Origin of the sequence: Nonomuraea sp. NPDC048892 (genome assembly GCF_040649735.1) — a bacterium.
Classification (GTDB): domain Bacteria; phylum Actinomycetota; class Actinomycetes; order Streptosporangiales; family Streptosporangiaceae; genus Nonomuraea; species Nonomuraea maheshkhaliensis.
On record NZ_JBEZFZ010000016.1, the window covers coordinates 54,675 to 67,731 of the forward strand.

Below are 13,057 nucleotides of genomic sequence, written 5' to 3' on the forward strand. Positions count from 1 at the left end.
TGCCCCCGCTCGGTGCCGGGAACGCGCGGTGCGGGGGCATGCCGGAGGGCGCTATGAGCGCTTGCCCCGGACCACGGTGGCGGCGACGGCGGCGGCCGCTCCCGCGGCCAGCGTCAGGAGGACCGGCCGGCGGTGCTGGGAGAGCCAGAGCTGGGGGCTGCGCCCGTGGGAGCGGTGGTCGAAGGAGCCGTGCGCGCCGTAGTCCGTGGACTCGTCGGCGGGCTCCCACAGGTTGGACACGCCGGTGGGCGCCTTCTCGTCCGTCACCTGGGACCGCGCGCCCGACCAGGCCAGGTAACGGTCCACCAGCGCCGGGGCCGCGCGCTGCGCCAGCAGGGTGAGCGCGGTGCTGGCGCCGACCCAGTACTCCTTGCGCTCCGGGTGCTCGGCCGCGTACACGATCGCCCTGGCCGCCACCTCGGGCTGATAGATCGGGGGTACGGGCTGCGGATGGCGGCGCAGCTTCGACAGGACCCAGTCGAACTGGGGCGTGTTGACCGCGGGGAGCTGGACGAGCGTGATGTCGATGCCGCTGCCGTCGCCCAGCAGCTCCGTGCGCACTGACTCGGTGAAGCCCTTGATCGCGTGTTTCGCGCCGCAGTACGCCGACTGCAGCGGGATGCCCCGGTAGGACAGGGCCGAGCCCGCCTGGACGATGGCGCCGGCGTCGCGCGGGCCCATGATGTCCAGGGCCGCCTTCGTGCCCCAGACGTAGCCCAGGTAGGTGACGGCGGTGGTGCGTTCGTACTCGTCTGGTGATATGTCGGTGAATTTGGCGAACACGGAGGAGAAGGCGGTGTTGATCCATACGGAGATGGGACCCATCTCCTTCTCGATGCGCTCGGCGGCGTGGCGTACCTGCTCGTAGTCCGCCACGTCGGCCTCGTAGACCTGACCTGTGCCCCCTTCCGCGCCGACGTCCACCGCGGCGGCGCCGAGACCCGTGGTGCCGCGTGCGATCAGCGCCACCTTCGCGCCCTGCGCGCCGAGCATGCGGACGACCGCGCGCCCTACTCCGCCGCTCGCGCCCGTCACCACCACTACCCGCCCTCGAAGTGGTGCCATGTCGAGATCAGCCCGCCTCTCCGTTGTCGCCCCGGTTCTTCTGCCGCTTCACGGCGAGCGTTATGTCGACCACCGTCGCGATCGCCAGCACGACGGCGATCCCCGCCAGCACCCAGGCTCGGGTGATGATGCCGAGCACCGTGAACGCGAACAGGAAGACCAGGAGGAACGAGCCCACCCTGATGTGCACCACGTCCCGCGGCGTGGCGGGCACCATGGCATGACCGCGCCGATCCCGCTGCTCGTGCCACTCTCCGTTATCAGACATGCGGCTCACCTGCCCGTACCGTTTGCCGCCTAACGTCCGGGGTAGCCGCCTCCCGTGCCTGATCGTGATCCCCGCGCGCAACCGGCCCCTGGGCCGTCCACTGTGTCGGCCTCTGGGCCGTCCTCTGGGCCGGAGCTGCGCGCCAGCGACCAGAACGAGCCGGGGATCGTCAGGAGGCGGCGCGGCAGGGGGTTCGGCTACGCCGGGCCCGACGGCGAGCCGGTGCGCGACCCGGACACGCTGGCCCGGATCAAGGCGCTGGCCATCCCCCCGGCCTGGCAGGACGTGTGGATCTGCGGCTCGCCCGACGGCCATCTGCAGGCCGCGGGCACGGACGCGGCCGGACGCCGGCAGTACCGCTACCACGACGTGTGGCGCGAGCAGCAGGACCGGGTCAAGTTCGATCGGGTGCTGGACGTGGCCGAGCGGCTGCCCGCGTTCAGGAAGGCCGTGGACGACCAGCTTGAGGGACGCGGGCTGACCAGGCAGCGGGTCCTGGCCGCCGCGGCCAGGCTGCTCGACATCGGCTTCTTCCGCATCGGCGGGGAGAGTTACGACACCTACGGGCTGGCCACGCTGAGGATGGAGCACATCACCTGCTCCAACGGCATCGTCGTCTGCTCCTACCAGGCCAAGGGCGACATCGCGCGCGAGGTCGAGGTGGCCGACCCGGCGGCGTGCAAGGTGCTCAGGGCGCTCAAGGGCCTGGGCGTACGGGGCGAACTGCTGCGTTACCGGCACTCCGGCGGCTGGAGCGACATCAGGAGCGAGGACATCAACGAGTACCTGCGCGAGATCATCGGCTACGAGGTCACCGCGAAGGACTTCCGCACCTGGCACGCCACGGTGCTCGCGGCCGTCGGGCTGGCGGTGTCGCGGCCCGCCAGGAGCCGTGGCCGCACCGGCAAGCAGCGCGCGGTGACCCGGGTGATGCGCGAGGTCGCCGAGTACCTGGGCAACACGCCGACCGTGGCCAGGGCGTCGTACGTGGACCCGCGTGTCGTGGCCGCGTACGACCGCGACAGGACCATCGCCGCGGCCCTGACCGAGCTGGGCGCGGACGCCGACTTCGGGCAGCTTGCCACGGCGGGCCGGGTGGAACGGGCAACTATTGAGCTGATTCGTGCCGTTTGAGGGGTTCAAACCCGGGCATGCGGCGACAGAAGAAGGAGGCTGGCGATGGAAGCTCCGCAGTACGTCGCGGCCCGCGTCCAGCAGGCGCTGGCCGAGGACGGACGGACGCACGAGCTCGGAATTCGCGTCGACATCCGAGGCGACCAGCTGTTCCTGCGCGGTCAGGTGAGCGGGACGGAGCAGCGCGAACGACTCGGCCAGGTGGCGCACGAGGCCGCGCCCGAGCTCCACGTGCACAACGAGATCAACGTCCTGGAGGCGACCGCGCCGGGGGAGGATGAACATCTTGACTGACCTGCGCATCGCCGCGGTGGGAGACATCCACCTGGGCGAAGACGTCAGAGGCCGCTATCGCAAGAAACTCGACGGCATCGAGGACCGCGCGGACGTGTTCATGCTGGCGGGCGACCTGACCAGGCACGGCACGCTGGAGGAGGGCCGGTTGGTGGCCGACGAGCTGCGCGGCCTGCCGATCCCCACCGTCGCGGTGCTCGGCAACCACGACTACCACTCCGACCTCCAGGACGAGATCGCCGCCGAACTGCGCGACGCCGGCGTCATCGTCCTGGACGACGAGGGCGTGGTGATCCAGTGCGGGGACAAGAAGCTGGGCGTGGTCGGCGGGAAGGGCTTCGGCGGCGGGTTCGCCGGCAAGTGCGCCAGCGAGTTCGGCGAGCGCGAGATCAAGGACTTCGTCTCCCACACGCGCCAGATCGCCGAGAGATGGAAGGTGGCGCTCAAGGAGATCGTGGCCGACGAACGGGTGGTGCTCTCCCACTACTCCCCGACCAAGGAGACCCTCGAAGGGGAGCCGCACGAGATCTACCCCTTCCTCGGCAGCTACCTGCTGGCCGAGGCGGTCGACACGGCGGGCGCCGACCTGATCCTGCACGGGCACGCGCACAAGGGCAGCGAGAAGGGCATGACGCCGGGCGGCATCAGGGTGCGCAACGTGGCGCTGCCGGTGCTGAACCGGGCCTATGCCGTCTACTGCCTCGAATGCGAGAACGGCTTCGGCGCCGAGGGCGGCTGAACGGCGGGCTCACCGAAACGCACAGGCTCCTCGGAAACGAGGAGCCTGTGCGCTTTTTCTGTGTTCTTTTCGCTGGGTGCTTCATGCCAGCGTGCATGAGTGACCGCTGGACCGTTCTCGGGGATCGGCCCAGCGGTCGGGAACGGGTGGGCGGCCGGTGACGGGCGCCCCTAGACATTGAAGATGCTGACCCCACCAGGCCCGACGAGGAAACCGATGACGATGAGGACGATCCCCCAAAGCAGGTCGCGCCGGGCCAGGATCACGTAGATCCCGGAGATGACGAGAATGACGGCGATGATCCAGAGCAAAGTAGCCATGCGCACCGAACTGCCCTCAGGTTTCACCCCATAACATCTTTTCTTCCGGCAAGGGGGAGAAGATCTTCTCGCCGGTTCGTCAACCCGCCGGTCGCCTTCGTCGGGTTTGCGGAGCCGAGGCAGCCGCGGAGCGGACGATCGTGCTCCGGAAGCTTTACCCTCCAACGTCTAGGTGACGACCGTCTGGGTAGCCCGGTCACATGAGCAGCCACGGCCACGCGGTCACCGACGCCATCCTGGACACGCTCAAGCGTGCCAGCTCCGGGATGAAGGACGCCGGGGTGAAGTTCGCGCTGGCCGGCGGCTGTGCGGCGTACGCGCGCGGGGCGGCGCCCTCGCTGCACGACGTGGACTTCGTCCTGACCGAGCACGACGTGCCCGCCGCGCTGGAGGCGCTGCGCGGGCTGGGCTTCCAGACGGCCAAGCCGCCGGAGGACTGGCTGGTCAAGGCCTACGACGAGGGCCGGCTGGTGGATCTCATCTTCCGCGTGTCCGACCTGCCGATCACCGACGAGCTGCTCGACCGGGCCGAGCCGCTGAAGGCGTCGGCGGTGATCGTGCCGGTGCTGGAGGCCACCGACCTGGTGATCTCGTGGCTGCTGCCGCTGTCGGAGCACGCCTGCGACTACGGCGCGCTGCTGGCCCAGGTGCGGGCGCTGCGCGAGCAGGTCGACTGGCCCCGGGTGGCCGCCGTGACGGCCAAGTCGCCGTACGCGACCACGTTCATCACCCTGCTGGAACGGCTGGGCGTGCTGGACGGCCCGGTGGTCGCCTCCGGCGACCCCACCTGGCCCTGAACGGTCAGCCTCTCCGCGTGGCCGCGGTGACGCGCTTGAGGATGCGGTCCCACTCCGTGCCGAACGGGTTGTCCTGGACGAGGTAGGTCCACGTCGCCGTCGGCCGCCCCAGATCGGGCTCCGGCGCCTCGAACGACTCCAGCGAACGCCGCTCCACCTCGGCGAGCAGTGACTTGTACTCCTTGACGGCTTCGCGGTGGAACTCGTCGATCGGGCTCATCCGGCCCAGCGCCCGCAGGTGGATGCCCTCGCGCAGATCGGTCAGGAACGCCAGGTGCTCGGTCCAGCAGCGGTCGATGGCGTGCAGCACGATCTGCCTGGCCGTCTCGTCCCTGGTGTGCTCGGGCAGCTCCTCCCAGCGCTTGGGATCGGCCTCGGCCAGCGCCTTGGCGGCGGAGTCACCGTGGAGCACCTTGTCGCGCCACTCCAGGATGAGCTCGCGCTGGTGCTCAAGCAGGCGCGTGTAGCGCCACGTGTTGCGGTGGATCTCCAGGTTGACGCCCTCGGCGACGCGCTGGGCGTGGCCGACGAGGTAGGCGCCGCGCCGGTGGCGGACCAGGCCGTCGGCGTCGGCGGCGGGCGGGCGCTCGTCGGGGACGAACTGGGTGATCAGGTCGTCCTTCATGCTGACGAAGAAGACCGATCCGCCCGGGTCGCCCTGGCGGCCCGCGCGCCCGCGCAGCTGGTCGTCCAGGCGGCTGCTGGCGTGGCGGCCTGAGCCGATCACGTAGAGGCCGCCCAGCTCGGCCACGCCCTCGCCGAGGCGGATGTCGGTGCCGCGCCCGGCCATCTGGGTCGAGACGGTGATGGCGTCGCGCTCGCCGGCCCTGGCGATGATCGCGGCCTCTTCCGCGTCGTTCTTGGCGTTGAGCACGACCGGCTCCAGGCCGCGCCGCTGCAGCAGCTTGGCCAGGTTTTCCGACTCGGCCACGTCGAGGGTGCCGATGAGGATGGGCCGGCCGCTCTCGTGCACGGACTGGATCTCCTCGACCAGCGCCGCGTCCTTGTCGGGCACGGTCGGGTAGACGCGGTCGGGCTCGTCGGTGCGTACGCACGGCCGGTTGGGCGGGATCACCGCGACCTTGAGGCCGTAGAACTCGCCGAGCTGCTCGCTGACGGCCACGGCGGTGCCCGTCATGCCGCAGATCTGCGGGTAACGGCGGATCAGGCCCTGCACGGTGATCGAGTCGAGGATCTCGCCCTTCTGGCTCGGCGGCAGCGCCTCCTTGGCCTCCACGGCCGCCTGGAGGCCGTTGGGCCAGCGCTGCAGCAGCGCCACCCGGCCGCGCGAGGGGTTGATCAGCTGCACCTTGCCGTCGCGCACGATGTAGTCGACGTCGCGGGCCAGCAGCGCGTGGGCGTGCAGGGCCAGGTTGAGCTCGATCAGCGTGCCGGGCTCGTGCTCGTCGTAGAGCTCGACGCCGAGCAGGTTTTCCACGCTGTCGGCGCCCTTGGGCGTGAGGTAGACGTTGCGGGCCTGCTCGTCGATCTCGTAGTGGTAGCCGCGGACGAGCTGGCGCACCAGCGCCGCCATCTCCGGCACCGCGCTGCCCGGGTCGGCCGCGCCCGCCATGACCAGCGGCACGCGGGCCTCGTCCACGAGCACGGAGTCGGCCTCGTCGATCAGCGCCACCTCGGGCGCGGGCACGATGATCTCGCTCGCGTCGGTACGCAGCCGGTCGCGCAGCACGTCGAACCCGATCTCGCTGACCGGCCCGTACGTCACGTCCTTCGCGTACGCGGCGCGCCGTTCCTCGGGCGTGGAGTTCTGGTCGATCCAGCCCACGCTGACGCCGAGCGCCTCGTAGAACGGGCCCATCCACTCGGCGTCACGCCTGGCCAGGTAGTCGTTGACCGAGATGACGTGCACCCGCTTGCCCTGCAAGGCGTAGCCGGCCGCCGCCATGGCCCCCGACAGGGTCTTGCCCTCGCCGGTGGCCATCTCGGCGACCTTGCCGTCGAGCAGGGCCAGCGTGCCGAGCAACTGCACGTCGTAGGGGCGCAGGCCGAGAGTGCGGTCGGCGGCCTCGCGCGCGACCGCGCAGAACTCGGCCAGGTCGTCCATGCCGGGCGCCGGCAGCTCGTCGAGCTCGGCGACACGGCCGGCGCGCGCGTGCGCCGCCTTCACGACCTTCTGGTAGGGCGTCAGAGGAACGCCTCCAGGCCGATCCAGAAGGTTCCTCAGTATTCCCTTGAACGAGGCCACACTTCCTCCAACGCGCGCTTCGCCGACACCGTTCCCACGGCCGGCCCTGTGCCGGCCCTCCGCCGGCCTTGCCGTGTCAGGGGGAGCGGAGCGACGGTCCGGCAAGCGTCGCCGTACCGGACCTTAACTCATCCGGCCGCCTGCGCCGTCACATCACGCCGCATCGGCACGTGCGGCGAGTACGGTGACGGCGGCCAGCAGCAGGAGGCAGCCCGCCCAGGCCGGCGCCGTGAGCCGCTCGCCGAACAGCACGACCCCGAGCAGCGCCGCGCCCACCGCCTCGCCGAGCGAGATGATCGACACGGTGGTGGCCCGCAGGGCGGTCAGCGCGCGGAAGAACAGCCCGTACGCCAGCGCGGTCGGCACCGCGCCCAGATAGAGCAGCAACCAGGCCGACGTCCAGTTCAGCTCGGGCACCACCCCTTCGGCCAGCGCGAACGGCGCCAGGCAGACGGCACCGACGACGAACCCGCCGATCGACACGGACTGGGGGTCGTCGTCGCGGTGGCGGCGGGAGAAGAGCGTCACCCCCGCGTACCCGGCGGCCGAGCCCAGGGCGAAGGCGATGCCGAGTACGGAGGACGCGCGGGCCTGCAGCACGCTCTCGCCCGTGAGCAGGAGCAGCCCGGCCAGCGCGACGGCCAGGGCGGCGAGCGCGACCCGGCCGAGGTGCTCGCGCAGCACGAACCGGCTGCCCAGAGCGGTGAAGACCGGGGTGGCGCCCATGGTCACCACCGTCGCCAGCGCGACGCCGGTGTGGGCGATGGCGGCGAAGTACGCGGTCTGGTAGACGGCCATCCCGGCGCCTACGACCAGGACGCGCCAGGTGAGCAGGCCGCCCCGAGGGCGCCGGCGGGCCAGGGCGAGCAGGAAGGCGGCGCCGAGCAGGTAGCGCCAGAGCGACACGCCGACGGGGCCGAGGCCGCCCGTCTCGAAGAGCAGGACGCCGGCGGCGCCGCCGGTGCCCCAGGCGGTCGCGGCCACGGACACGTAAAGGGCGCCCCGCCGGGCGGAGACATGGGTCATGACAGGGGTTCTCCGGATGGAGTGGTCGGAATGGGCCCGTATGCGGGCAGCGACCACCCCCGGATCCGTCAGACCCGGCGATATCTGGATAAGCCGCCCGCTAGCGGGCGGGCGGAGGGGAGCAGATCAGACGTCGCGGCATGGGCCACAGCGTAGCGGCCACGCGGGCCTGACCGCGCCACGATTTCGTGCCGCACGGTTGACGCGTCGCGTGCCGCGCGGTCGGCGCGTTCCGTGCCTCAGGGTTTGCGGGCCACGCCGCCGACCAGCAGTTCCTCCCAGGGCGCGAGCGGGCCGGGGAGGCGGTCGTCGGGATGCCACTCGGGGAAGTGCACCACGCCGGGCTCCACGAGCGTCAGGCCGTCGAAGAAGCGCTCGACGGCCTCGCGGTCGCGGAAGTGCCCGGTGCCCATGGTCGCCTGGAGCATGATCTCCAGCGCCTTGGCCTTGGGATTGTCCGAGGCCAGGAAGTTGGAGGCGGCCAGGTGGCTGCCCGGCGGCAGCGCGTCCATGTACCGCCTGACCAGGGCGTGCGGCTGCTCCTCGTCGGAGAACAGGTGCAGCACGCCGATGATCAGGATCGCCGTCGGCCGCTCCGGGTCGATCAGCCGGCGCACGGCCGGATGGCCGAGCACGGCGTCCGCGTCGCGGGCGTCGGCGGTGATGGCGTCGGCGTTCGGGTTGCCGCCGAGGATGGCGCGGGCGTGCGGCTCCACCATGGGGTCGTTGTCCACGTAGACCACCCGCGCCTGCGGGTCGGCGAACTGGGCCACCTCATGGGTGTTCTCGACCGTGGGCAGCCCGGCGCCGAGGTCGATGATCTGCTTGACGCCCGCCTCGCGTACGAGGAAGTCGACGACCCGGCCGATGAAGGCCCGGTTGCACCAGACGAGGTCGACGACCTCGGGCACCGCGTCCTTGAGCCGGCGCGCCACCGAGCGGTCGGAGGCGAAGTTCTCCTGGCCGCCCAGCAGAGCGTCGTGCACACGGGCCACGCTGGGCCGCTCGGGATCCACGCCTGGAGGGGCCCATTCCTGCTGCTCACCGCTGAGACTCATCCGGGCTCCTTCTGCCATCCGTGACGCGGATCGTATCCGCAGCCGGGGGCCCCACGCTCCGCCTGGCGGGCGGTTGTCAGGAGAGTCAACTCACGCTGTCGGGCTTCCCGCCGGCACCACGGCGTGCGCGGGCGGCTCCCGTTTCGACAGCAGCCGCTTGAGCCGGGGCGCGAGCGGCCGCTCCACGAACCGGTGCACCAGGTACGCCGCCCCCAGCATGACCGCGATCATCGCCACCAGCAGCACGTACTTGTTCACCGCGTCCTCCAGCCGGGCGAACAGGATGAACCCGACGTGGGCGTGCAGCAGGTACAGCGGGTACGTCAGCGCCCCCGCCGTCACCAGCCACGGCCTGGCCAGCACGCTCGTCACCCGCAGCGACACGAACGTCATGACCAGGAAGATGAGCACGACCACGGCCGTGATGACCACCGGCGAGTACGTCACCGAGTACCGCTCGCCGACCGCCTCGGCGTACCCGATGGCCCGGTAGACCGCGTTGCCCAGGCAGATCGGCACCAGCAGCGCGATCTGCACGGTCAGCCCGAAGCGGTAGAGCATGAACAGCGCCATCCCGGCGATGAAGTAGTGGGAGAACTCCGACTGCACGACCAGGTCCGCGATCCCCGGCAGCAGCCCCAGCTCGACCAGGAACGTCAGTGCCAGCCAGCCCCACAGTCCGGCCATGATGCGGCCCTTGGTCATCCCGATGAAGGTGAAGGCCAGCATCAGCACGTAGAACCGCATCTCGGCCCAGAGCGTCCAGTAGACGACGTCCACGTTCTCGATGTTCGGCACCGCCTGGAACATCGTCAGGTTGGCCAGCACCTGGGGTAACGAGACCTGGAACAGCCCCTGCCCGAGCGTCACGGTCACCACGGCGGTGATCACGATGCCGATCCAGTACGCCGGATAGAGCCGCACCACGCGGGACACCACGAACTGCCGGGGCGTCCTGCCCCAGGCGCTCATGAGCACGACGAAACCGCTGATGAGGAAGAACAGGTCCACGCCCAGGTAGCCGTACTTGGCCCAGGCGCTCTCGGTGACGAACGTCACAGTGGTCTTGCCACCCGCCCACCCGGAGAAGACGTAGTGGAACAGCACCACGCACAGAGCCGCCAGCAGCCGGAGCCCGTCGATCTCATAGAGCCGTTCTGGCCTGGTTCGCACGGGTATCTCCCTTCTGTTGTAGAGAGGGTGGCGGCATCAGCTTGCGAGTTGGTTAAAAAACGTGAAAGGCATTCTTACGGGTTTACACGAAAACCGACGGCTTGTTGATGTTCTGTCGGAAAAGTCGGACCCGTCCGCGTAAGGCCGCACGACGTACCTGACAGGAGATGGCAGGTATGGCTGCGAGGGTGAACGGCATGACGACGAAAGCAAGGCTGCTGGCCTTCACCATCGACTGTGCCGACCCCCGCACGCTGGCGGCCTTCTACCACGAGGTGACGGGGATGGAGATCACGTACGCGGAGGACGAGTACGCCGCCATCACCGACGGCACCACCAGCATCTACTTCGGCCGGGTGCCCGAGCGCGAGCCGGCCGACTGGCCGGGGCCGGGCAAGCAGTTCCACCTCGACTTCCGGGTGCCGGACGTCGACCAGGCGGTCAAGGAGTACGTCGCGCTGGGGGCCACCAGGCCCGAGTTCCAGCCGGGCGTCACCGAGGAGGGCACGCGCTGGGTCGTGCTGCGGGACCCGCAGGGCCACCTCTTCTGCGTCTGCCCCGAGCAGTCGTAACCCACCCGAATCGGGGCCGTCGCTCGCGGGCGTGGCGTCTCGTGACAGGAGGGCTGGAACGGGGCGAAACGCCTGCTCGGGCTCAAGGATGAGCCACATGTCCGTACGAGTCGCCCCCGACTTGTAATGTTTTATCAGCCTAAAGGATGATTCTGGAGTCCCTCCGGCCTCATAAGCTGGAGCAATGCTCTTGAAAGGATCCCCGAGTCTGCGCGGGCCGCGATGACGTGGGTCGGCATGCTCATCGCCCTGGCGGGCGCGCTGGGATACGCGTTCGGGGCCGCGCTGCAGCAGTACGAGGTCGTGGCGGAAGGCGCCTCACTCAAGCTCGCCAGACGCCCGCGCTGGTGGGTGGGCGGCATCATCTCCTTCAGCGGCGCGTGCCTGCACGCCGTGGCGCTCAGCTTCGCGCCCCTGGTCGCCGTGCAGCCGATCAGCGTGGCCACCCTGGTGTTCGCGGTGCCGCTGGCCGCCTTCATGTACGGGCGGCGGCCCTACCGCGCGGAGATCCTCGGCTCCATCGCCGTGGCCGTGGGCCTGCTCTGGCTCATGCTCCTGGTGCCCACGCACAACGTGACGCCCAGGCTCGGTAACGGCGCCGCTCTCGGGTTCATCGCGGTCATCGGGGTGGTCACGCTGGCCACCCAGATGATCGCGAGCCGGGTGCACGGGCCGGCGAAGGCGCTGCTGCTGTCCGTCGGCGCGGGGGCCGTCACCGCGAGCGTGTCCACGTTCGTGCGCGTGATCGGCGGCGGCATGCAGGGCGACTGGGGGCGGCTGATCCACTGGTTCAGCCTGGCCGTGCCGGTGCTGCTGGTGTGCGCGGTGGTGCTGCTGCAGCGCTCGTACGCCGTGGGCTATTTCGGCATCGCGTACGCCGGGGTGCAGGTCATCGACCCCATCACCTCCGTGCTGGCCGGGGCGCTGTTGCTCGGGGAGCCGCTGCCGACCGATGCTTCGACGGCCGTGCCCGCCGTGCTGGCCGCCGCCCTGACCATCGGCGGCACGATCACGCTGGGCCGCCTCGCCCCCGACCACAACGCCAAGCCGGCCACCACGCGGCCCTCCCCGCAACGCGCCGGCCAGCCGGCCAACGGCGCCGCACAGCCTCTTAACGGCACCGCACAGCCCGTCAACGGCACCGCCCAGCCCCTCAACGGCGCCACGCAGCCGGCCAACGGCTCATCGCCGCGCGCCGACCGGCTTTCTCCCGAGCTGGCCGAGCGCACGATCACCGTGCAGGTTCCCCAGGTGGACGCCAGCGCAGCAGCTCGTCCATCGACCGCAACATCAGACCTGGGCTGAGCCGGGCCGCGGCCGACAGCCCGGCGTCGCGCAGCCACACCGCCGCCGGGTTGCGGATCCTGCTCATCCGGCACAGCGTCATCGACCGCCGGACGATCTTCGCGGTCCGCTCCACCCGGGCCGCCGAGTACGCGGCCAGGTCGCCCCCGGCCACGTGCGCCAGCACCACGCCGTCCTCGATCGCCTGGCAGGCGCCCTGCCCGAGGTTGGGCGTCATCGGGTGGGCGGCGTCCCCGACCAGCGCCACCCTGCCCCGGTGGAAGGCGGGCAGCGGCCGGGCCTGGTGGTAGATGTCGTTCCTGATGATCATGGCGGGGTCGGCCGCCCGCAGCAGCGCGGGGATCGGCTCGTGCCAGCCGCCGAACCTGCGCAGCAGCTCCTCCCGCTCGTCGGCGTGCACGGTCCCGGCGGGCAGCACGTCGGTGGCGTAGACGTAGACCACGTCCCCGGCCAGCAGGTGGATGCCGAACACCGTGCCCCGGCCCCAGCTCTCCGAGCGCGGGATCGTCAGGCTTCCGCGCGGAATGAGGCCGCGCCAGGCCGTCACCCCGGAGTACGCCGGTGCCGGATGCTCGGGGAAGAGCGTGCGCCGGGTGGCCGAGTGGATGCCGTCGGCCGCCACGACGAGGTCGGCCTCCAGATCGCCCGCCTCCGTGCGGACGAGGCCTCTTTCCGCGTCCACGTCCTTGACGGCCGTGCCGAGCAGCAGCCGGTCGTGGCCGAGCGCGTCCAGCAGCACCTCCATCAGCGTGGCGCGCAGCAGGACCACCACCGAGTCGCCGTACTCGGCGTCGGCGTCCGCCTCGCTGGTCTGCACCATCCAGCGCCCGTCCGAGCGCCGCAGGCCGAAGCGGCCCTCCGCCGAGGAGAGCGCGCGGATCCGGTCGCCGAGGCCGACGGCGTCGAGCGCCTTGAGCGCGTTTGCGGAGATCGCCAGGCCCGACCCGACCGGCTCGATCACCGGCACGCGCTCCAGGACGGTCACGTCCCACCCCTTGCGCCGCAGCGCCACCCCGGCGGCCAGACCGCCGACCCCGCCGCCGACCACCACGGCCTTCGCCATCGCGAGCCTCCTCACTACGTCTGTAGTGTCACTGTAC

Annotated in this window: 14 protein-coding genes; 6 read left to right on the forward strand and 8 right to left on the reverse strand. The window is 70.8% G+C overall.

The annotated features are described in order from the left end of the window. Positions 1 to 51: 51 nt before the first annotated feature. Together AB0C28_RS38050 and AB0C28_RS38055 are read right to left on the reverse strand one after the other, a co-directional pair. Complete coding sequence (locus AB0C28_RS38050; protein WP_357848257.1) at positions 52 to 1,065, reverse strand: SDR family oxidoreductase; 1,014 nt, start codon at positions 1,063 to 1,065, stop codon at positions 52 to 54. A gap of 7 nt (positions 1,066 to 1,072) precedes the next feature. Beyond that, positions 1,073 to 1,333 carry a hypothetical protein gene (locus AB0C28_RS38055; protein WP_357848255.1) on the reverse strand — a complete coding sequence of 87 codons (261 nt, stop codon included), beginning with the start codon at positions 1,331 to 1,333 and terminating at the stop codon, positions 1,073 to 1,075. Positions 1,334 to 1,387: 54 nt separating this feature from the next. Between AB0C28_RS38055 and AB0C28_RS38060 the strand changes: the two genes are divergently transcribed. The 3 genes from AB0C28_RS38060 to AB0C28_RS38070 are packed head-to-tail and all read left to right on the forward strand — an operon-like array spanning position 1,388 to position 3,500. Continuing rightward, positions 1,388 to 2,467, forward strand: a complete 1,080-nt coding sequence (locus AB0C28_RS38060; RefSeq protein WP_358080335.1) for a DNA topoisomerase IB — start codon at positions 1,388 to 1,390, stop codon at positions 2,465 to 2,467. A gap of 45 nt (positions 2,468 to 2,512) precedes the next feature. Beyond that, the gene (locus AB0C28_RS38065) at positions 2,513 to 2,761 is read left to right on the forward strand and encodes a BON domain-containing protein (RefSeq protein ID WP_357848251.1); all 249 of its coding nucleotides are present in this window, start codon (positions 2,513 to 2,515) and stop codon (positions 2,759 to 2,761) included. Then, complete coding sequence (locus tag AB0C28_RS38070; RefSeq protein WP_357848249.1) at positions 2,745 to 3,500, forward strand: metallophosphoesterase; 756 nt, start codon at positions 2,745 to 2,747, stop codon at positions 3,498 to 3,500. The genes AB0C28_RS38065 and AB0C28_RS38070 overlap by 17 nt, the downstream gene beginning before the upstream one ends. A gap of 170 nt (positions 3,501 to 3,670) precedes the next feature. Here the strand turns inward: AB0C28_RS38070 and AB0C28_RS38075 are convergent, their stop codons facing one another. Next, positions 3,671 to 3,820, reverse strand: a complete 150-nt coding sequence (locus AB0C28_RS38075) for a GPGG-motif small membrane protein (protein WP_181308348.1) — start codon at positions 3,818 to 3,820, stop codon at positions 3,671 to 3,673. 200 nt (positions 3,821 to 4,020) lie between these two features. On the opposite strand from AB0C28_RS38075, the gene AB0C28_RS38080 reads away from it, so the two are divergent. Then, a complete protein-coding gene (locus AB0C28_RS38080) occupies positions 4,021 to 4,617 on the forward strand; it encodes a nucleotidyltransferase (protein WP_346106161.1) in 597 nt (198 codons plus the stop codon). 4 nt (positions 4,618 to 4,621) lie between these two features. On the opposite strand, the gene secA2 is transcribed toward AB0C28_RS38080, so the two are convergent. The 4 genes from secA2 to AB0C28_RS38100 all read right to left on the reverse strand — a co-directional run bounded on the left by secA2 (position 4,622) and on the right by AB0C28_RS38100 (position 10,080). Next, entirely contained in the window at positions 4,622 to 6,745 is a 2,124-nt protein-coding gene (secA2, locus tag AB0C28_RS38085) for an accessory Sec system translocase SecA2 (RefSeq protein WP_357848246.1), read from the reverse strand. A 231-nt stretch (positions 6,746 to 6,976) separates the two neighbouring features. Beyond that, entirely contained in the window at positions 6,977 to 7,849 is an 873-nt protein-coding gene (locus AB0C28_RS38090; protein WP_357848244.1) for an EamA family transporter, read from the reverse strand. A 239-nt stretch (positions 7,850 to 8,088) separates the two neighbouring features. Then, on the reverse strand, positions 8,089 to 8,907 hold the full coding sequence (locus AB0C28_RS38095) for an SAM-dependent methyltransferase (RefSeq protein ID WP_357848242.1): 819 nt from the start codon (positions 8,905 to 8,907) through the stop codon (positions 8,089 to 8,091). Between the two features lie 90 nt (positions 8,908 to 8,997). Further along, positions 8,998 to 10,080 carry an acyltransferase gene (locus tag AB0C28_RS38100; protein ID WP_358080336.1) on the reverse strand — a complete coding sequence of 361 codons (1,083 nt, stop codon included), beginning with the start codon at positions 10,078 to 10,080 and terminating at the stop codon, positions 8,998 to 9,000. Positions 10,081 to 10,277: 197 nt separating this feature from the next. Between AB0C28_RS38100 and AB0C28_RS38105 the strand changes: the two genes are divergently transcribed. Together AB0C28_RS38105 and AB0C28_RS38110 are read left to right on the forward strand one after the other, a co-directional pair. Continuing rightward, positions 10,278 to 10,652, forward strand: coding sequence for a VOC family protein (locus tag AB0C28_RS38105; RefSeq protein WP_357848238.1), 375 nt, complete (start codon positions 10,278 to 10,280; stop codon positions 10,650 to 10,652). A gap of 237 nt (positions 10,653 to 10,889) precedes the next feature. Further along, positions 10,890 to 11,957, forward strand: a complete 1,068-nt coding sequence (locus tag AB0C28_RS38110) for a hypothetical protein (RefSeq protein ID WP_358080337.1) — start codon at positions 10,890 to 10,892, stop codon at positions 11,955 to 11,957. Here the strand turns inward: AB0C28_RS38110 and AB0C28_RS38115 are convergent. Continuing rightward, entirely contained in the window at positions 11,884 to 13,020 is a 1,137-nt protein-coding gene (locus AB0C28_RS38115; protein ID WP_358080338.1) for an FAD-dependent monooxygenase, read from the reverse strand. The two genes, AB0C28_RS38110 and AB0C28_RS38115, sit on opposite strands and share 74 nt — an antisense overlap. Between the last annotated feature and the right edge of the window lie 37 nt (positions 13,021 to 13,057).